This window comes from Limosilactobacillus caecicola (genome assembly GCF_943192935.1).
GTDB lineage: Bacteria > Bacillota > Bacilli > Lactobacillales > Lactobacillaceae > Limosilactobacillus > Limosilactobacillus caecicola.
In genome coordinates this window covers 99,305-118,788 of the sequence record NZ_CALPCI010000004.1, presented here as the reverse complement: position 1 = coordinate 118,788, position 19,484 = coordinate 99,305, and the positions used below count along the sequence as shown (strand labels likewise).

General features: G+C 46.3%; 18 protein-coding genes. 9 read left to right on the top strand and 9 right to left on the bottom strand.

The window, feature by feature from the left end; all coding sequences use genetic code 11:
• The first annotated feature begins 68 nt into the window (after nt 1-68).
• Entirely contained in the window at nt 69-1,301 is a 1,233-nt protein-coding gene (locus tag NFR43_RS06885) for an argininosuccinate synthase (protein WP_251547762.1), read from the top strand.
• Entirely contained in the window at nt 1,291-2,688 is a 1,398-nt protein-coding gene (argH, locus tag NFR43_RS06880) for an argininosuccinate lyase (RefSeq protein WP_251547760.1), read from the top strand. The genes NFR43_RS06885 and argH overlap by 11 nt, the downstream gene beginning before the upstream one ends.
• Here the strand turns inward: argH and NFR43_RS06875 are convergent.
• The 4 genes from NFR43_RS06875 to NFR43_RS06860 form a co-directional block, all read right to left on the bottom strand.
• Nucleotides 2,685-4,001: a hypothetical protein gene (locus NFR43_RS06875; RefSeq protein ID WP_251547758.1), complete on the bottom strand. Its 1,317-nt coding sequence runs from the start codon at nt 3,999-4,001 to the stop codon at nt 2,685-2,687. The genes argH and NFR43_RS06875 overlap by 4 nt on opposite strands.
• An 11-nt stretch (nt 4,002-4,012) precedes the next feature.
• Complete coding sequence (locus tag NFR43_RS06870) at nt 4,013-4,504, bottom strand: MarR family transcriptional regulator (RefSeq protein WP_251547756.1); 492 nt, start codon at nt 4,502-4,504, stop codon at nt 4,013-4,015.
• Nucleotides 4,505-4,526: 22 nt separating this feature from the next.
• Entirely contained in the window at nt 4,527-5,156 is a 630-nt protein-coding gene (locus NFR43_RS06865; protein ID WP_251547754.1) for an FMN-dependent NADH-azoreductase, read from the bottom strand.
• Nucleotides 5,157-5,253: 97 nt separating this feature from the next.
• A complete protein-coding gene (locus NFR43_RS06860; protein WP_251547752.1) occupies nt 5,254-6,138 on the bottom strand; it encodes a LysR family transcriptional regulator in 885 nt (294 codons plus the stop codon).
• A gap of 120 nt (nt 6,139-6,258) precedes the next feature.
• Here NFR43_RS06860 and NFR43_RS06855 point away from each other — a divergent pair, with 120 nt between their 5' ends.
• Nucleotides 6,259-7,623, top strand: a complete 1,365-nt coding sequence (locus NFR43_RS06855; protein ID WP_251547749.1) for an MFS transporter — start codon at nt 6,259-6,261, stop codon at nt 7,621-7,623.
• Between the two features lie 178 nt (nt 7,624-7,801).
• Here the strand turns inward: NFR43_RS06855 and NFR43_RS06850 are convergent, their stop codons facing one another.
• From NFR43_RS06850 to NFR43_RS06840, 3 genes are read right to left on the bottom strand one after another with little or no spacing between them, the layout of a single operon-like run.
• Nucleotides 7,802-8,668, bottom strand: coding sequence for a MetQ/NlpA family ABC transporter substrate-binding protein (locus tag NFR43_RS06850; RefSeq protein WP_251547747.1), 867 nt, complete (start codon nt 8,666-8,668; stop codon nt 7,802-7,804).
• A gap of 41 nt (nt 8,669-8,709) precedes the next feature.
• Nucleotides 8,710-9,183, bottom strand: a complete 474-nt coding sequence (locus NFR43_RS06845) for an S-ribosylhomocysteine lyase (protein WP_251547746.1) — start codon at nt 9,181-9,183, stop codon at nt 8,710-8,712.
• A gap of 34 nt (nt 9,184-9,217) precedes the next feature.
• A complete protein-coding gene (locus NFR43_RS06840) occupies nt 9,218-10,330 on the bottom strand; it encodes a vitamin B12 independent methionine synthase (RefSeq protein WP_251547744.1) in 1,113 nt (370 codons plus the stop codon).
• 443 nt (nt 10,331-10,773) lie between these two features.
• Here NFR43_RS06840 and NFR43_RS06835 point away from each other — a divergent pair, with 443 nt between their 5' ends.
• Nucleotides 10,774-11,016: a cytochrome b5 domain-containing protein gene (locus NFR43_RS06835; RefSeq protein WP_407658144.1), complete on the top strand. Its 243-nt coding sequence runs from the start codon at nt 10,774-10,776 to the stop codon at nt 11,014-11,016.
• 138 nt (nt 11,017-11,154) lie between these two features.
• Nucleotides 11,155-12,330, top strand: coding sequence for a CynX/NimT family MFS transporter (locus NFR43_RS06830; RefSeq protein ID WP_251547739.1), 1,176 nt, complete (start codon nt 11,155-11,157; stop codon nt 12,328-12,330).
• A gap of 95 nt (nt 12,331-12,425) precedes the next feature.
• Here the strand turns inward: NFR43_RS06830 and nhaC are convergent, their stop codons facing one another.
• Nucleotides 12,426-13,847 carry a Na+/H+ antiporter NhaC gene (gene nhaC / locus NFR43_RS06825; protein ID WP_407658148.1) on the bottom strand — a complete coding sequence of 474 codons (1,422 nt, stop codon included), beginning with the start codon at nt 13,845-13,847 and terminating at the stop codon, nt 12,426-12,428.
• Nucleotides 13,848-14,245: 398 nt separating this feature from the next.
• Complete coding sequence (locus NFR43_RS06820; RefSeq protein WP_251547735.1) at nt 14,246-15,082, bottom strand: DegV family protein; 837 nt, start codon at nt 15,080-15,082, stop codon at nt 14,246-14,248.
• A 174-nt stretch (nt 15,083-15,256) separates the two neighbouring features.
• On the opposite strand from NFR43_RS06820, the gene tpiA reads away from it, so the two are divergent.
• From tpiA to NFR43_RS06800, 4 genes are all read left to right on the top strand, one after another.
• Complete coding sequence (gene tpiA, locus NFR43_RS06815; RefSeq protein ID WP_251547733.1) at nt 15,257-16,024, top strand: triose-phosphate isomerase; 768 nt, start codon at nt 15,257-15,259, stop codon at nt 16,022-16,024.
• 48 nt (nt 16,025-16,072) lie between these two features.
• Nucleotides 16,073-16,744, top strand: coding sequence for a YoaK family protein (locus tag NFR43_RS06810; RefSeq protein ID WP_251547731.1), 672 nt, complete (start codon nt 16,073-16,075; stop codon nt 16,742-16,744).
• Between the two features lie 220 nt (nt 16,745-16,964).
• Nucleotides 16,965-18,260, top strand: a complete 1,296-nt coding sequence (locus NFR43_RS06805) for a GntP family permease (protein WP_251547729.1) — start codon at nt 16,965-16,967, stop codon at nt 18,258-18,260.
• A gap of 12 nt (nt 18,261-18,272) precedes the next feature.
• Nucleotides 18,273-19,418, top strand: a complete 1,146-nt coding sequence (locus NFR43_RS06800) for a glycerate kinase family protein (protein ID WP_251547727.1) — start codon at nt 18,273-18,275, stop codon at nt 19,416-19,418.
• Nucleotides 19,419-19,484: the final 66 nt, after the last annotated feature.

Sequence of the window (19,484 nt, the reverse complement as noted above, 5' to 3'; positions counted from 1 at the left end):
TATTTATTCAAGCAAGACGTATATTATACCCAATTGATTAATAAATATTAACTACGGAGGACGAGATCGTGAGTAAAGAGAAAATCGTATTAGCATATTCAGGTGGTTTGGATACTTCAGTAGCTATCGCGTGGTTAAAAAACAAGGGCTACGACGTCATTGCTTGCTGCATTGACGTCGGCGAAGGGTTGGACCTTGAAGCAATCAAGGCCAAGGCACTGGAAGTTGGGGCAGTGGAATCAGTCGTGGTGGATGCCAAGCTAGATTTTGCTGAACACTTTGTTTTGCCGGCCTTACAAGCACATGCAATGTATGAGCAAAAGTATCCGTTGGTATCAGCGCTGTCTCGTCCTTTGATTGTCCAAAAGTTAGTCGCGGTGGCGAAGAAATATGGGGCGACCGCCATTGCCCATGGCTGTACTGGCAAGGGTAATGACCAAGTCCGGTTTGAAGCGGGAATTCATGCGTTAGCACCAGACATGAAGATTGAGGATCCCATCCGGGATTGGCACTGGTCGCGGGAGGAAGAAATTCAATACGCTAAAGACAATGGTATTCCGGTCCCCATCACCCAAGCTAGTCCGTATTCAATTGACCAAAACCTTTGGGGACGGGCGAATGAATGCGGCCTTCTCGAAGATCCATGGGTTGCTGCTCCGGAAGACGCCTATGAACGGACTAAGCCAATTGAAGAGACTCCAGACACGCCAACAACGTTAGAAATCACTTTTGAAGCGGGCGTTCCAACTGCAATCAACGGCGAAGAGTTACCACTCGACCAGTTGATCATGCAATTGGACCAGCTGGCTGGTGAAAACGGGATTGGCCGGATTGATCATGTTGAAAACCGGTTAGTCGGCATTAAGTCCCGGGAAATCTACGAATGCCCGGCCGCTACGGTGCTATTAGCAGCGCATAAGGATCTGGAAGATCTGACGCTGGAACGGGAAGTTGTCCATTTTAAACCGGTACTGGAACAAAAGATGAGCGAAATTATTTACAACGGTCTGTGGTTTTCACCACTGATGAAGGCCCTCATCGTCTTTATCAAAGAAACACAAACGGACGTTAATGGTGTCGTTCGGGTCAAATTGTTTAAGGGCAACGTGATTTGTGAAGGTCGGAAGTCACCAAATTCACTCTATGACAAGAATTTGGCCACCTACACGTCGGCGGATGAATTTGATCAGGAAGCGGCTACCGGGTTTATCAAACTTTGGGAATTACCAGGTAAGGTCTATGCACAAGTCCAAAACAAGGCGGCCCAGGGTAAGAAAGGGGCGGTTACGCATGCCGATTAAAAAAATGTGGGGTGGTCGGTTTGAACAAGCCGGCGACCAATCCATTGACGAATTTGGGGCGTCAATTTCTTTTGACCAGGAAATGGCTAATGAAGACATCATGGGATCCTTAGCCCACGTGAAGATGCTTAAGCAAACGGGAATTCTAGCATCAGATGATGCTGACCAGATTATTGCCGGACTCGAAAACCTGCAAAACAAATTGGCGGCCGGGGAATTACATTTTACGGTTGAAAATGAGGATATTCATATGAATATTGAAGCCCTCTTAACCGCCGAAATTGGCCCGGTGGCGGGTAAGTTACACACGGGACGGAGTCGGAATGACCAGGTAGCGACTGATTTTCACCTCTACGTCAAGGAACGGTTACCACTCGTGATTAAGCAACTCAAAGCCCTACAAGGCGCTTTAGTTCAGCAAGCTGAAGCCAATGTCGAAACGATCATGCCGGGTTATACCCATATGCAACACGCTCAACCCATTTCATATGGCCACTATTTAATGGCCTATTTTCAAATGTTTCAGCGGGATGTGGAACGGTTTCAGTTTAATCAGCAACACACCAGCATTTCACCATTAGGAGCAGCGGCATTAGCAGGAACCACCTTCCCAATTGATCGTCAACTGACGAGTGACCTCCTGGGATTTGACCACCCCTATGCCAATTCCCTCGATGCCGTTTCTGACCGTGATTTTGCCTTAGAATTTCTAAGCAACGCCAGCATTTTAATGATGCACCTGTCGCGTTTGGCTGAGGAAATTATCTATTGGTGCAGTTATGAATTTGGTTATCTCGAATTATCTGATGCGTACTCTACGGGGAGTTCGATCATGCCTCAAAAGAAGAATCCGGATATAGCCGAACTGATTCGGGGCAAGACCGGGCGAGTTTACGGCGATCTGATGGGATTACTAACGGTAATGAAGGGACTTCCATTGGCCTATAACAAGGATATGCAAGAGGATAAGGAAGGGGTTTTTGACGCGGTCAAGACGATCTTGCCTTGCTTGAAAATGATGACTGGGATGATCAAAACCCTGCAGGTCAAGAAAGATCAGATGGCGTACGCCACCCAACATGATTTTTCGAACGCCACCGAACTGGCCGATTACCTTGCGACTAAGGGAATCCCATTCCGAAAAGCCCACGAAATCGTTGGTGAACTGGTTTTAAAGGGATTAAAGACGGGGGTGGACTTGGCAGACATTCCGTTTGAACAGTACCAACAGATTAACCCGCAAATTGACGAAACAGTGTATGAAGTTCTCAAACCGACGGTCGCTGTGCAACGGCGGCACTCACTCGGGGGAACCGGTTTTGATCAAGTCCAAAAACAAATTCAACATGCCAAAGCAATCTTAAAAAAGCAAGATGCCGAAGATTAATCGGCATCTTGCTTTTTAGCAGTTAGTAATAAATAAGCGATAAACAGTAACATGTAGCAGGCGAGGGTTGCATGGGTCATAGTGATGGCATGACTCTCTTGGCCAGTGACGGTTTTAAAGGTGAAAGCACTGAGCACCTTACTTAAACCAGTATCTTTGGCAAAGAAGAGGAGGCTTCCCCACATTACTAGTTGTGAAACCAAGCCAGCGGCAATCGAATAGTAATAGTTGATTAGATAAGAGGTCGTATAGTTATGGGTTGTCTGTTCATAAAGGTCAATCGTGTTATTTTGTTCACGGTTAGCAAAACTGCGGATGAAAAAGACCCCCACAAAGTAGGATGGCAACCAAAAGGTCATGAGGATTCCTAAAGCGATCATCAAAACGTTAATGTGCAACCGACTCAGCGGTAACAGGCGGTAGATCAACTTCGTCACTAACCCACCAAATAAAATGGCCGCCAGATAAGCGACGATAACCCAATAATAGAGCTTGACCCCATAAATGGCGCCAATAAACACGGTACTGTACATTGTCCAGTATTGTGCGCACGCTCCGTAAAGCATTGAGCGGAGGCGAAAGCCCTTCGTTGACGATTGGTTATTGTACCAGTTAATGGCTAATAGTATGATCATCACGATGAGGAAAACCAAGAGGAGTGCGAGGCCCCAAATGATCGGTTGGCCAATGCCTTGCTGACGACCAATCGCGATTAACATCATCGAGAAGAGCAACAGGATCCCTAATCCGTAATTGGCCCAGTGGAGGTGGGATGGTCGGGTGATTTGAAATGGCCGTGTCGAATACCCAATCAGGGCCAGCACGGAAATAATTAACATCAGAGCAAAGTTAACTGTGGGGATCTTTAGGATGGCAATGATGCCAAGCAAGATCATGACTCCCAACAGAGAAATGAGTTGGGTACCATGCCCCGTTTTTGATTGAACCGGCTGACGAGGTTGTCGGTTGGACAAGCGTTTGGCTTGACTAAGTGCTTTTGAATATAGAACCGATGCAATCCCGGCGCCCGCACCAGCTAGATCCCAGAATAAGGGGGTTAACTGGCCAAACACCCCCAAACCGTAGCCAACTACCCCGGCGATCAGCCCAAGCCAACCGAGCTGATCAGCCTGATGCTCCCAGTCCCGAAAGAGAATTAAGGCCGAACGACGAAAAGCGTAATAGATCGCGTACGGTATGATATTGGTGAAGACGTCACCGTGTTGGGTGATTAAAATTGGGAAGATCAGAAATGGCACTACGTTAATGATAATGCTGAAGATGCCATTAAATTTACTAAGTTTTGCTGCCATCGTAACCCCTCTTAATTTAGAATATTGCTTTCAATTTTAATAACGTCGTTTAAAAAACTAGTAACGATTTTGAGCTCAGCGGCCGAATACTTCGCATTGATTTTGTCTGCAAAACGCTGTTCCAACGTTTGATGCATTTGATCGTGTACTTGGGCAATCGTCCGTCCTTGAGGGGAGAGTTGGTAGTAAATATTTTTTTGATTATTAGGAAGCTTTTCTGTGGTAACTAAACCGTACTGCAATAACTTTTTAGCTGCCCGGGTTATTCCACCGCGGGTTACCCCCAATGATTCAGCGAGGGCGATTCCCGTTTGCACATTTTGTGTTTGCAGTGCGGAAAGAATATGGAGGGCGATGATTGAGAGGTGAGGGACCATGGCCCGCAATTTTGGATCGCTAAGGTGGTTAATGATCCATTTTTGTTCCTGAGAGCCAGTATCGCTTTGGTTAGTTCGAACTTGGCGGAGTAATGTAAAAAGATCGTCTTGCGGATGAATACCCATGTTGGTTGCCTCACTATTAATATTAGAAGGTTTGCGCCACCTGACGAGCTTTCTCAATGGCTGCCTCTAAGATGTTTTGACGTTGGTCACGGTGGGCGTCGGCTCCTTCAATAAAGATTTGTTGAACATCTGTTACACCAAATGATTTTAACACACTTGTGAGGTAGAGATCACCTAGGTCGTTGGCTGCTAATTTGGCATCCCCATGGTGATAAACACTTCCGGCTGCCTGAATGTGAAGAGCCTTTTTACCAGTCAGTAAACCGACAGGGCCATTCGATGTGTAGCGGAATGTCTTTCGTGGCACTACCGTTAGGTCGATGTATTGTTTCATTTCGGCAGGTAAAAAACCGTTGTACATTGGGTTAATGAACACGTACTTGTCTGCTTCGATAAATTCGTTCAACCACTTCATATGTTCAGCGAGTAGCTGTTGCTCCTCGGCGTTCATTGGTAACCCGTACTTTTCCTTTTTCCAAGCGTTGATGGTCACATCATTAAGTGGCGGCACGCTTTGTGTGTAAAGGTCGCGGATAATAATTTCATCGTCTGGGTGGGCCTGACGATAAGTATCGATGAAGGTCTTACCAACGGTTAATGAAAGGCTATTTTCGGTATGCGGGTGCGCTTGAATTACTAATAATTTGGTCATAAGTATTTCTCCTTTTAATATTGTTGCTTATCAACATAAATGGAGAATACTACGTTTTATGTTGCCTGTCAACAAAAAGGAGCCGATTTATTAACTATTATTTTGCCGAATCAATTTGTGCCAAATCAGCCGCGAGTTGGTCAAGAACCGGTTTAACAGTTGCCCGGGTCGTTTTTAAATAACTACCGTAAATCGGTAGGATCGCCTTGGAATCTTGGATGGGGATGATTTTTCTTTTGCGATCGTGCCGACCATCCTGTTGTTCTAAGTAATGCGTAATGTTAGTTTTAAAAATGGGAAAGTTAGAATGTTGGATCAATTCTTGCATTGCTTCGGATTGACTTTGGTACAGAAACTGGGCGTGCGGAATCTCCCGTTCGATAATCGTCTGCCATTCCCCGGTTTGGCCCGCGACGATGAATTCATGACCGTTTAAATCGTTAAAATTGACGGTTGACCGCTCAAACAAGCGGTTGTATTTAGTAATCTTGATCATTAGTCGTTCATTGCCGAGATAACGCGATTCGATTGCGTCCGTCTGTATTTCCTGACTGCTGAAGATCAAGCCATAATGGTGGTTCAGTAATAATGGTGGCCATTCATCAACAGTGAGTGGTGTGGTGTTGATTGATAATTGCCGGTTCAGTTGTCCAGACAACTGCTTTAACAAGAGCAGTGGCCCAGGAAACGTGGCCGCCACGCGTAGCAACTGGTTTTGCTTAGCAAAATGCTGGATGGCCTGTTGGAATTCCTGCTGACTAGCTAAGATTTCAGCAGCCCGCTGCGCAGCAAATTGCCCGGTCGCGTTCAAGGTGATTTTTTGTGGCTGGCGGTCAAAGAGCGTTACCCCGAGGAGTGCTTCCAGTTTCTTGAGACCACGACTAACGGTTGGTTGGGTGACGCTTAATTGTTCTGCGACACCAGCGATGGTGCCAGTTTGTGCAAAGGCAACGAGGTATTCTAATAAATAATTGTCGATCATGATGCACCCCCCTAGCTTACGTCACACGTAATCTACCATAGTTAACTAGTAATTTTCAAGGTGACAGTTTCTCCCTACAATTAAAAGCAATCATTAAATCATTCAAGGGAGGAATGAACATTGCAAAAGCAAACGGGAAACGTCACAATCGAAAATCAAGGCAAATTTGGGATCATCTTACCAATTGTGCTGATTTCATACTTCTTGATTTTATTGAATAATTCACTCGTGTTTACGAGTACGGTGCAAATTAGTCGTGATATGCATATGAACAGCCTCATGATTGCGTGGGTAAGCAATGCCTATGCCCTCACTTTTGGTGGCTTTCTATCATTTGGGGCCCGGCTTGGGGATATTTTAAACCGGCGGGTTGTTTTATTAGCCGGCCTTTGGATTTTCACCATTGCGTCGCTCTTAGTTGGTCTGTCGACAAATCAAGGCATGCTCATCGCCATGCGGGCTTTGCAAGGTGTTGGGGGCGCATTGTTAGCACCGGCCACCTTGGCCCTGTTAATGGATTACTATTCTGGACCAACGTTGACGCGGGCGATTGCCTACTACGGTGCGACGGCCGGAATTGGGACCAGTCTAGGCTTGATCGTTGGTGGCATTATTGCCAGTTACTCGAGTTGGCGGAATGGCTTTTATCTTGATATGGGAATGGGGATCATCCTATTAGTGTTGTCATACCGGCATGTGAAGCCAGTTAATGGGCAAGCGGTGAAAACGAGCATTGATTGGTGGGGGACGATTACTTCAATTATTGGTTTCAGTGCACTGGTCTACAGCATTGATGCGACAAGCTATCGTGGCGCCGCAATCATTGTGACAATCGTCGCCTTAATTAGCTTTGTAATCATTGAATCCAAAACGAAGCACCCATTAATGCCGCTGGAAATTTTCAAGGATAATCAACGGTCTAGCGCCTTAGTTTCCCGGTTCTTCATGCTGGGAGTGAGCATGTCTTACTTCTTCCTTATGCCACAGGCACTGCAACGGGTCTTTGGGATTACCCCACTGATGGCTGCGATTGCTTTCCTGCCATTGACGGTAGTTCAGTTTGGAATTTCATTATTGGTTGCGCGGTTAACTTTCAGGTTCTCTAACACGACCGTCCTGATCGGTGGGGCCTTAATTGATACCTTTGGCTTAATCCTCGGCGCAGTGATTGGCATTCAACATGGCTACTGGCTCGGGGTAGCCTTACCAATGGTCTTTATTGGCATTGGTCAGGGCCTGATTATGAGTCCTTTGACCGTTGCTGGGGTGGCTAATACCAGTGATGATATCGCCGGTGCGGCTTCTGGGGTGGTGAATACCGTTCACCAAATTGGTGGGGCCGTTGGTTTGTCAATTGTTTCTGCGTCGGTTGCCAATGCGTCCTCAGCAGTGACGATGATTGATCGGGCACAAATGTGGATGGTTGGTTTGGCAATTGTTATGCTAATTGCCGGACTGAACATTTTACGTGGCCAACATGAATAATTATGATCAAAAGACAAACGGGGCTGTGACATAATCCCTGAAAGATTGCTTTAATACGAACAGCGCAGTACAACAATGGGCTCCAGCATTCGGTTTTACCGGATGCTGGAGCCCTATTGTTGCTTGCGGGGGCGTGACTACGAAGTCGTAAACGACTTCTGTCACGCTCCCGTTTTCATTATTTTTGCAGGTAACTGAGTGGTTTATTAACTTCCACTTTCGTTCCTTGATACTTCTTAGTGATCCAGGCCTGAATTTGCTTGTTGTGGTAGAGGGTCACTAATTTCTTGTAGGTCTTGTTGTTGCGATTCTTCTTGGCCGTGGCCAGCACGTTAATGTTGTTCTTCGTCGTTTGGTTGACCTTTTCGTGATAGATCGAATCCTTGAGCACGTTTAAATGACCGGTCAAGGCAATGGTATTTCCAATCAGGACGAGGTCCGTTGATTTCAAAACCCGGGGTCCGGTGGTATCATCAATTTCTTTGAACTTTAAATGATGGGGATTGGAGGCAATCATGTTCGTCCCGCTCGTTGACGTAAAACCGGACTTTAATTTAATCAAGCCGGCACTTTGCAAGAGCAATAAGCCACGGGCAGTATTGGCAGGGTTATTAGCGATGGCGACAGTGGCACCGTCCGGAATCTCACTTAATTTATGGTAACGGTCGGAGTAGATTCCCATCGGTTCCAGGTAGGTTGTTCCGAGAGCGGCTAATTGGGCCGTCTTGTTTTCCTTATTATAGGTTTGCAGGTAGGACCAGGATTGGAAGGCGTTGACATCAATTTCACCACTGGCGGTCGCCTTGTTTAAGGAAACCGGGTCGGTAAAACTCTTCACGCGGATCTTTAACCCGGCTTTTTTCGCCTGCTTACTCTTGGCAATGTGTTGCCAGACCTGAACATCGGGGCCAATGGTTCCCACCGTAATTTCTTTTTTACCAATTTGACCACCATTGGCGGCGAAACTCAGTCCGCCACCGATCACCACCACAATGATGATCCCAATGATCCACCATAAAATTCGCTTTTTGTGTTTCTGTCGCATCTCATTACCCTCTCTCCAATATGCTCAAATAGTGTGACTATTTAAATTACGTGGCGTTCAAATGGTTGGTCAGAAATCCCTTCGTCCAAAATCTTCTTTGACCATTCCTTGGCGGAGAACAGGGAGTGATCACGGTAATTACCACATGATTCAATGGTGGTCCCTTGGACATCTTCCCACTTTGTCTTGTACGCAATTTCTTCTAATGAAGACTTCAGTGCTTTGGCCACTTCGGTAGTGGAATGTTCACCCCACGTAATTAAGTGGAAACCAGTTCGACAACCAAATGGGGAACAATCAATGACCCCATCTAAACGGTCACGAAGGAGACCCGCCAACAAGTGTTCAATGGTGTGTAAGCCAGCGGTAGGGATCGCATTTTCGTTTGGTTGGACTAACCGTAAATCGTAGTTACTAATCTTGTCGCCCTTTTGTCCTTCTTCCACAGTAATTAAACGAACGTAAGGTGCCTTTACTTTGGTGTGATCTAACGTAAAACTTTCAACTTTAGCCATAATTAAAATCTCCTTTTTTAATATTCCTAATTAATTAATCCCAAACTTCTTTAGCAATGTCTTCGACCAACTTGAGCTTGGCCCATTCTTGGTCTTCGGTGAGCACGTTTCCTTCTTCGGTTGAGGCAAAACCACATTGGGGGCTCAAACAAAGATTTTCCAATGGAACGTGTTCAGCAGCTTCATGAATGCGGTCGATAATTTGTTGCTTGTCTTCCAGGTCACCATTCTTGGAGGTGATCAACCCGAGGACAATGCGAACATTGGACCGCTTGTTCCAGATCGTGGCGAGTGGTGAAAAGTCACCAGCGCGTTCGCTATCATATTCGAGGAAGAAACCATCGTAATTTAATTGTGCTAAGTATTTAGCAACGGGTTCGTAACCACCGGAGAAGAGGAAAGTTGACTTAAAGTTCCCCCGACAGATGTGGGTCGTGACCGTCAAATCATCTGGCAGGCCTTCCAGGGCACCGTTAATTACTTGCACTGCATCTTCAGCAAGTTGAACGTATTTTTGATGTTCCTCAGGTTGGTCCTTAGTTTCGTTTAATTTACTAATCAAAAAGGCCCAGGTGGTGTCGTCAATTTGTAAGTAGCGACAACCTAAATCATAAAAGTGTTGAATGGTTTGGTGATAAGCCTTCGCTAAATCGTTCAGGTAGTCAGCGCGTTGGTCGTAAAATTCGGGCCAATTATCAGAACGGTTATCGCGGAAGAGCATCGTGGGTGATGGGATGGTTTGCTTAGCGGCTGCATCGTCACCGGCAACTTGCTTTGTAAATTTAAAGGCTTTAAAGAATGGGTGGTCAGGATTATAGGCTACCTTGCCAGCTAATTCTGCATTGTCGGTCCGGGTTTTCGCACCGTGAAATTTGTAGCTTTGCCGGTAATCATATTTGGCCACGCCTTTGAGGCCCCACAGAAAGTCTAAGTGCCACCAGCTGCGTCGGAATTCGCCATCGGTGACGGCCTGCAAACCAATCTCCTTTTCGTGGTTAATCAATTCCGTAATACACTGATCTTCAACTTCGGTCAGTGCAGCTGGGTCAATTTCGCCATTCGCAAATTGTTGCCGGGCTTCTTTGAGCTTTTGTGGACGGAGAAAACTTCCTACAATATCGTAACGATAAGGTTTGACTTCTGGCATAAAACGATCCTTCCCTTCATAAAGCGATGAGTGATGGGGTGGGGCAAATAAAAAACGTCCCTAGAAACAGTATTACTACCGTTTCTAGGGACGTTTGCTAACGTGTTACCACCCTAATTTGGTACCGCCTCACGGCCATACCCTCGATAAGTTCACCAATTGGTAAACTTAGACACAGTATCGAGTGTCAACCGCGCAGTGCTTACTAAAGCTAGCTCACACCTTGTCTTACTCCAAGACCATCTTCGCGAATCTTCGTAGTTCCTGTTCTCAGCAACCAGGTTCTCTGTAAAAACGTTGAAACGCTACTCATCTTTTTCTAAGTGTTTTCTAATTTAATTGTCATTATAATATAATGCTCAATTTGAGATGTCAAGCTAGAAATTTGAAAAAGTGGGGAAGTCCATTTATAATGATGACCCATTCAAAATTAAGGAGGTTTCATGATGACTGAAAAAATCTTTACTCATGCGGAACTCGCCAAATTTAATGGTGAAAATGGTCAACCAGCTTACGTTGCGGTTTCTGGTACGGTTTATGACGTCACCGGAAAGGCAGCTTGGCAAGGTGGCAAGCACCACGGCAACGTTGCCGGTCAAGACCTCACCGAGGTCTTACTCAACAAGTCTCCACACGGTGATAAAGTCTTGAGTGGCCTTCCGGTGGTTGGTAAATTAGCAGATTAATAATTCATGAAAGGTTCTGGTCCCGTTGGGCCGGGACTTTTTTAATACCTAGCTTCCCAAATGAGTGGCGGGATATAAATTAACTAATATGATATAATGGAATGACGCAATATTTAATGAAAGGATCGCGTTATTGAAATGAATAAAATCAAACAACATAGTCCCTTCCTCATTGTGGGGCTAATTTTATTGGGTGCGTGCATGCGGATGCCAATTACTTCCATCCCATCGGTCATTAACGAAATTGCGGCCACTTTTCATGTTGCCCCAACTAGTCTGGGAATTCTCACCACGATTCCTTTAATCTGTTTTGGCTTACTTTCTTCAGTAGTTTCTAATACTGCCCAACGGATTGGTAATGAAATCACGATTACGATCGCGCTAGTTATCATGGTCGTTGGTTCCTACTTACGAATCATTGATTTTAGTATGTTAATGGTGGGGACCGTTCTAGTCGGTGTGGCCATTACCTGCATCAACGTCTTGTTACCAGCAATTATTTCTGATAAGTACCCCGACAAGGTGGGGTCAATGACGGGGGTTTACAACACATCGATGGCGGCCTTTTCTGCAATTGGTGCATATGCGATCACACCAATTTCCCATCTGAGCAGCTGGCAAACGGCAGTCATTATCATTAGTTTAGTTGCCTTGGTAACCATAGTTTGTTGGTTGCCCAATCTTAAATACAATCAACGGGACCAAGGACAAGGTACTCCAGAGGCTTCAAATGATAACGTTAATATGTGGACGAACAAAAATGCTTGGTTGCTACTTTTATTCTTTGCTTTCCAATGCTTTGTTTTCTATAGCGTGGTGGCCTGGTTGCCAACAATCGCCATGGATGCCGGCTTGAGTGGTGACCAAGCGAGTCTCGTAGCAGGTTTGTTCCAGCTGTTTGCCATTCCATTTGCCTTCCTGGTTCCGGTCCTCGCCACTAAGCTGACGAATCGCCAACCCCTGGTGCTGGGGACGGGGATTGCTTCTTTGATCGGGGCAATAATGATGCTATTCCCGGTAAAGTCGTTTGGTTACTTTACGATCATTGCCTTCTTGTCTGGAGCGGGTTCTACCGGGGCTTTTGTGTTGGTCATGACCCTGTTTAGTCTGAAAACTACAACGCCAACTGCTACCCGAAAACTTTCGGGAATGGTACAATCAGTGGGTTATTTAATTGCGGCAACTGGCCCGATCATTACGGGAAACCTCAATACGCAAACCCATCAGTGGACCGCAAGTATTGTGGTATTGATTGTCGTCGCAATCCTTTTCACCATCTTTGGTGTGTTGTCCGAACGTCATCAATACGTTTAAATTATTAGAATGATGATGTTAAAGGCTGTGAGATAATTGTAATTAAAAATTCGCCCTTACTGATGTTCCAGTAAGGGCGAGTTTAGTTTTTAAGGCTAGTCTAAGACGGCTTTTTCTGTAGAATCCTTAACGGTCCGACCATGTTGGCGGCCGTCAGCCCACTTTAAGCCAACACCAGTGAAGCCGCTCAGAATCGAGAAGATTGGGGAAAGCAGGCTAAAGAGGGTGAACGGGAGAAAGTGGAGGACAGGCACACCCAACGTCGAAGCAACGAACGAACCCGCAACACCCCATGGAATCAGGTAGTTGATTACACTGCCGCCGTCTTCCAGAACCCGACTAAGGGCGAGTGGGGAAAGACCAATCCGCTTGAATGCTGGACGGAAAGCATTCCCGGGCAGGATGACTGAGAGGTATTGTTCACCAACGAAGAGGTTGACACCAATACCGGCCAGGATAGTGGCGGTGACGAGACGTCCTGGTTTTTGGAGCCGGTCAATTAGCGGCTTCATGGCACTTTCGATGATTCCTTGGTGCATGAGAATTCCCCCAAGCGCCAGGGTCATCACGATTAACGAAACAGTCCCCATCATGCTGGAGATTCCGCCCCGACTGAGGAGGGCGTCCACGGCTTTATTACCAGTGTGGGCAACAAAGCCAGATTCGATTAATGTTGCAAGTTTGCTGACGGCAAAACGTGGCGTTTCGACAAAGATCATCACAATGGAAACGAAAATGTTGAGAAACAGGGTTGGAATTGCGGGAACCTTCCGCCAGGCACAGACAAACATGAGGATGATTGGCAAGGCGGCCCACCACGAAACGTTGAAGTGGCTAGTCAGGACGGCAGAAGTTTTGGCAATGCTTGCCATGGAAGTTCCTTGATTGGTAAAGCCCAAGATAGCAAAAACGATTAGGGAAACAATAAATGCTGGGATTGTGGTCCACATCATATTTTTAATGTGGGCAAAGAGGTCGGATCCAGCGACAGCGGAAGCCAAGTTAGTGGAATCGGAAAGTGGTGACATTTTATCACCAAAGACCGCCCCGGAAATAATCGCCCCGGCAGTGAGGGCGGGATTAACCCCTAACGTGGCGCCCATTCCGAAGAGGGCGAGACCAACTGTCGACACGGTGGTAAAGCCACTCCCGATGGCTAAACCAACGAGTGAACACACGATGAAGACCGATGGTACGAAGAATTTAGCACTGATTAAGTGGAAGCCCAACACCATCAACGATGGAATGATCCCGGCCTTAATCCAGACCGCAATCAGACTCCCAATTAACAGGAAGATAAAAATTGGCACGATTGCTGTGGAAATTCCTTCGGTAATCCCATCGGTGATGTCCTTCCAGGAGACTTTGCGAAACGCCAGCCAGGCCATTAGTAAGCCGATGACGGTCAAAACTGGGACCTGTGGGGAGAGACCAAAGCCGATGACCCCACCCCCGAGGATTACTAACATAATGACTAAGATTGTAATTGATTCGTTAAAACTGATTTTTTTCATGATTGCCACCTCGTAAATTGTTGATGATTTGATTGCAGATTGAACAAAGTTACGTGGCAATAATATCGTTTGTTTTCCATGATTATTCCTCCAAATAAAAAAAGTCCTGATTGAGCGCAAAGCTCAACCAGGACGTATTACCGCGGTACCACCTAGCTAGAAAGTCACAGCGACCTTCCACCTCGTATTGGTTGCTAACGGTACCAATGGATCCGTACAAGCGGTAATTCGACGACAGCCCCTGCCTGGTTTGCATCAACCACCAGTTTTCTGAACATTGAGGACTGTAATCTACTGATTTGATTACTTGTAATTTTTGATTGACGTTAATATATCATCAAAAATTAGAGAAGACAAGTAAAATTTTAAAATTTCTAATTTTTCTCTAATCAAGTGTCGGATTATTTTTCAAACCCGATCATTAAACCACCATTTTCTGCATAGTAGGCACAGAGGGCACCACAGGTAGAAATGGTAATGATTGAGCTCGGGAACGCTTCTGAAATGGCCTGAGCCATCTGTTCAGCACTGTCCCGACTGTTGACGTGATCAATAAAGATCCGGCCGCCAGCATATCCCTGCTTTTCCAAGGCCTTGACCAGTTTTTTGTACATATGCTTACCGCCACGGAGCTTTCCCAACATCTCTAATTCTCCGGCGGGGCTCGCGGTACCATAAATATCCAGCTTAAGCAGACCGGTTAATTTGGCAATGGTGGGACTGACCCGTCCATTATTGGCCAGGTTATCCAATTCTTCGAGAACGAACAGTAGGCCAGTATGTTTGATCTGTTCATCGACCATTTCAATGATCTCGTCAAAGTCGTAGCCATGATTGATCAAGACGGCCAGCTGCGAGGCGAGCAGTCGGATTTGTGGCCCGGCCGATTTAGTATCAAAGACATGGATCCGGGCTTTGGGATGCTCAGTCAGGTACATTTCGGCGGCCTGGACGGCAGAATTATAGCTGCCGGATAGGGCACTGGTGATGGTTAACACAAAGATCTCATCGGCACCTTCGAACGCGGTGAGCCAACTACCCATGCTGGGACAGGCCGATGAAGTATTCGTTTTAGTGTTTTTCAGTGCCAGTAGGAAGTTATCCATATCCAAATTTTCATCATCGGACCAGGATTGTCCATTGACGGTGATGGTCAACGGAACGTTGACGTGCTCGACACCACCAATAATTTTTTCAAACGAGTTTGCTGCAGAGTCAGTTACAATTCTTATTGTCATTTTTAAACCTCGAATTAATTTTCGATTATCATAATGAGTTTTTGGCATGCTGTCAATGGACCGACCTAACCCTCCGTAGCCAGCACCCAAACAAGTTTCTTGGTGAAATCAGTTTGAGAATTTGCCGATTGAGTGTAAAATTTACTTATTAGTAAACTAAACGGAGGTGCCACAATGCGCAAGCCTTTTATTGTTGCAAATTGGAAAATGCACAAAACGGTTCAAGAGTCGGTCGATTTTGTCAACGCGATTAAGGATCATTTGCCTGATCCTGACAAGGTTGAGGTGGGGATCGCCGGCCAAGCCTTTGCCCTATATAGTATGAAACAGGCAGCCGGTGATTCCGGCTTACGAATCGTTGCCCAAAACGCTGCACCACAACTTTCTGGACCATTTACTGGTGAAATCAGTATGCGTGGCCTCAGCCAGGCCGGAGTGAGCCACGTGATGTTGGGACATATCGAACGGCGACGGCTCTTTAACGAAACGAATGAAGCGGTGCACCAAAAGGTAGAAACTGCCATCATGACCAAACTGACACCGATTATTTGTACGGACGAGACGATGGTCCAACGGGAAATGAACGGGGAAGTGCTATACGTGTTGAAACAACTCCAAAGCGTCCTCCATGGGGTTTCCCTGGACCAAATTCGTGACGTGATTATTTCCTATGAACCGAGCTGGGCTGTCGGGGTTGGCCAACATGCCAACACCTCGTTGGCCGAAGAAGGTTGCCGGCAGATTCGGCGGATGATTGCTGACACGTACACGTATGAAATTGCTGATAAAATTCGGATCCTGTATGGTGGCAGTGTAAACCCCAAGAACATCAATGAAATCATGGCAAAGCCAGATATTGATGGGGTTCTGATTGGACGGGCCAGCCTAGATGTCGACAACTTTTTGAAGATGGTCAATTATCAGGACAATGTAAATAAGTAAGCTGAATCCCTGTCACGAAGGCAGGGATTTTACTATGAAGGAGAATTTATGAATTGGAAACCATCGGAAGCCCGGAGCCTCGCGATTGCCTTGACCTTTAGTGGTGGCTTTGTGGATGCCTACACCTATATCCAACGGGGACACACTCTTTCAGCGGGACAAACTGGGAACATTATTTTCTTTGCCTCATCATTAGCAAATCACAACGTGATGGGAATGCTCAACCGGCTCAGCACCTTTATTGCCTTTATCATCGGCTTGAGTGTGGTGGGCTACCTTCACGTACACATGAAGACCCATTATTGGCGAGTGGTCTGTTTGTTTCCAATTTTGATCATTTGCGGTGTGATTGGTTTTTTGCCGAAATCGGTGCCTAATTACTACATCGTACCGGCCTTGGCGTTCGGTCTTGCAATGCAGAATGCGTCATTTAGTAAGATTCAGGGGATGGGTTATAACAACGCCTTTACGACCGGTAATTTGAAGAAATCAGTCGTTGCCTGGAGTGCCTACTTCTTTGGTGAGGATAAGGACCAATATAATGCCGCGGTAAATTATATGTTATTGGTGATTGCCTTTGCGGTTGGAGCCATTGTTTCAGCATTACTCCAGCAGATTATGGGGATCAGAACAATCTGGCTGGCAATTGTGATCCTTGGGATAATCAACGTGGTCTATTCATTCAATTTGCGCCGGCAGCACCGGGTGATGAGCCAATAAAAAAGTTTGTGAAAACTGTTGCACACAGTATAGCGCTTACACTAAGTTGGATCAATTTGATTATAATCAGCCGGATTAATTATCAAATATGATGTTATGAGCTATATACCAATTCACAAAATTAACATTATTAAATCGTTTCACCTCATTTAATGTTGTTGCGTTCACAAACTTGGCCGCTTATACTATTCCTTGGATATTATTCAAAGGAGATGTAAAAGTGGTTGTAACTTGGTGGGGCGCCCTAATTGGGTTAGCAATTGCAATTGTTTTAATTCTGCGTAAAGTTGACGCAGTTTATTCATTATTCATTGGGGCTATTATTGGTTCCTTAATTGGTGGCGCCAGCTTATTGCAAACGGTCAATATCCTGGTGAAGGGTTCTCAAAGCGTGATGGGGACCGTTGTCCGGGTCCTGGCTGCGGGTGTCTTAGCTGGGGTCATGATGGACTCTGGGGCGGCCAACACCATTGCCCGGACGATCGTTAATAAAATGGGTGATCGGATGGCAATTTTAGCCTTGGCACTGGCCACGATGGTAATTACCGCGGTCGGCGTCTTTATTCCAGTGGCAGTGTTAATCGTGGCACCGATCGCCCTTGAAGTTGGTGAACGGAGTCACATTTCAAAATTAGCCTTGTTGGTTGCCCTCTCTGGTGGTGGTAAAGCAGGGAATATCATTTCACCAAACGCGAACACGATTGCGGCAGCTAAGGGTTTCGGCTTGAACCTGAGTCAAGTAATGATTGCGGACTTTATTCCTGCCGTGGTGGCCTTGATCGTGACCGTCATCGTTGCTTCGTTAATTAAGCATAAGGGGGACGCAGTGGTCAAAGCAGACTTGGCCGACAATCCGCAGATTGAACAAAAGGATTTGCCATCATTGGGCTCATCCTTAGTAACTCCAGTGATTGCTGTAATCCTGCTCTTAATTAACCCGCTTGGTCAAATTTTACATGTGCACTGGATGAGTACGATTGACCTGGATGCGACCTATGTTCTCCCATTTGCGGCGATTGTCGGTGCGCTTGCAATGCACAAGGGGAAGCATTTGCGGGCGTACGCTCAAACTGGGATGACGAAGATGACACCAGTTGTCATGATTTTGATTGGTGCTGGGGCCATTGGGGCCACCATTACCGAGTCGAGCTTGCCCCAACTGCTGATTTCAGCAATTAAGGTTAGCCACATTTCGGGAGTCTTCCTCGCACCACTTTCCGGGATTTTAATGGCTGGTGCTGCGGCTTCGACTTCAACCGGGGTTATTTTGGCCACTGGTTCATTCTCCAAGGCCATTCTCGGCTTTGGGGTCCAACCATTAGCCGCCGCCGCAATGGTTCATACTGGTGCGATTGTGATCGACCAGCTTCCTCAAGGAAACTACTTCCACGTCACGGCCAACGCCATGAATATGGATATCAAGCAACGGTCCCAAGGGATTTTGTATGAAGCAATCTGTGGTGGCTCAGCTTGTTTGACCGCAACGATCTTGTACGGTTTCTTACACTTGATTTAGGAGGTTTGACTCATGAAATTTGTGATTGCTCCAGATTCTTTTAAGGGCTCATTGACTGCCAAAGAAGTTGCGGAAGCGATTCGAACCGGTTTGCAACGGGTTTTTCCTGAAGCCGATTATGAAATGGTACCAATGGCCGATGGTGGTGAAGGCACCGTCCAATCACTAGTCGATGCTACGGACGGTCATTTGGTCAAAAAACAAGTCCATAACCCACTCAATCAGCTCTGTGAGGCTTACTATGGAATTCTTGGTGATGGGAAAACGGCCGTGATTGAAATGGCCCAGGCGAGTGGCATTCAATACGTTAATGAACAGACGCACAATCCATTGATCACTACCACTTATGGAACTGGTGAATTAATGCTGGATGCATTGGACCACCACGTAGAAAAAATCATCCTCGGTATTGGTGGGTCGGCCACCAACGATGGTGGTGCCGGGATGGCCCAGGCACTGGGGGCTAAGCTATTGGATGCTAGCGACCAGGAAGTTTCCTTTGGTGGCGGTGCTTTGGACCACTTAGACCACATTGATGTGAGTGACATTGATCCACGGATCAAAACGACACAGGTGTTAATCGCCTCGGATGTTACCAACCCGTTGACGGGTAAGGACGGGGCTTCCGCAGTCTTCGGTCCCCAAAAGGGTGCCACTCCTGAAATGGTACAAACCCTCGACCAAAACTTACACCACTATGCAGAAGTGATTAAGCGGGATTTGCATAAGGATTTAGAAATGCAACCAGGCGCTGGCGCCGCTGGTGGTCTGGGAACCGGACTGATGGCCTTTACGAACTCAGAAATGGCCCGGGGTATTGACCTGGTGGTTGAATTTACGCACTTGAAGGACCGGGCTCAACAAGCCAGCTTTGTCTTTACTGGTGAAGGCGGGATTGATTTCCAAACTAAATTTGGGAAAACCCCGTATGGAGTGGCTTTGGCTACGAAAGCCGTAGCTCCCCAAGCACCAGTGATTGTGTTGGCAGGAAATGTTGGTCAAGGGATCGATGAATTATATGGTCGCGATGCGATGGACGCGATCTTTGCCACTCCAGAAGGCGCCAAACCATTAGCAAAGGCGATTGCAGATGGCCCACATGATATTGCGGAAACGGCAGAAAATGTTGGCCGTTTGATCAGAGACTTAGCTCATTAATGATCTAATCAATTCCCTAGAAATATAATTACATTTGTAGACTGAAACTCTTTAGTTGCAAGAAGT

Coding starts and splice junctions, on each gene's coding strand:
- argH (WP_251547760.1), top strand. CDS start 1,291: ATGCCGATTAAAAAAATGTGGGGTGGTCGGTTTGAACAAGCCGGCGAC.
- NFR43_RS06875 (WP_251547758.1), bottom strand. CDS start 4,001: ATGGCAGCAAAACTTAGTAAATTTAATGGCATCTTCAGCATTATCATT.
- NFR43_RS06870 (WP_251547756.1), bottom strand. CDS start 4,504: ATGGGTATTCATCCGCAAGACGATCTTTTTACATTACTCCGCCAAGTT.
- NFR43_RS06865 (WP_251547754.1), bottom strand. CDS start 5,156: ATGACCAAATTATTAGTAATTCAAGCGCACCCGCATACCGAAAATAGC.
- NFR43_RS06860 (WP_251547752.1), bottom strand. CDS start 6,138: ATGATCGACAATTATTTATTAGAATACCTCGTTGCCTTTGCACAAACT.
- NFR43_RS06850 (WP_251547747.1), bottom strand. CDS start 8,668: ATGCGACAGAAACACAAAAAGCGAATTTTATGGTGGATCATTGGGATC.
- NFR43_RS06845 (WP_251547746.1), bottom strand. CDS start 9,183: ATGGCTAAAGTTGAAAGTTTTACGTTAGATCACACCAAAGTAAAGGCA.
- NFR43_RS06840 (WP_251547744.1), bottom strand. CDS start 10,330: ATGCCAGAAGTCAAACCTTATCGTTACGATATTGTAGGAAGTTTTCTC.
- NFR43_RS06835 (WP_407658144.1), top strand. CDS start 10,774: ATGATGACTGAAAAAATCTTTACTCATGCGGAACTCGCCAAATTTAAT.
- NFR43_RS06830 (WP_251547739.1), top strand. CDS start 11,155: ATGAATAAAATCAAACAACATAGTCCCTTCCTCATTGTGGGGCTAATT.
- NFR43_RS06820 (WP_251547735.1), bottom strand. CDS start 15,082: ATGACAATAAGAATTGTAACTGACTCTGCAGCAAACTCGTTTGAAAAA.
- tpiA (WP_251547733.1), top strand. CDS start 15,257: ATGCGCAAGCCTTTTATTGTTGCAAATTGGAAAATGCACAAAACGGTT.
- NFR43_RS06810 (WP_251547731.1), top strand. CDS start 16,073: ATGAATTGGAAACCATCGGAAGCCCGGAGCCTCGCGATTGCCTTGACC.
- NFR43_RS06800 (WP_251547727.1), top strand. CDS start 18,273: ATGAAATTTGTGATTGCTCCAGATTCTTTTAAGGGCTCATTGACTGCC.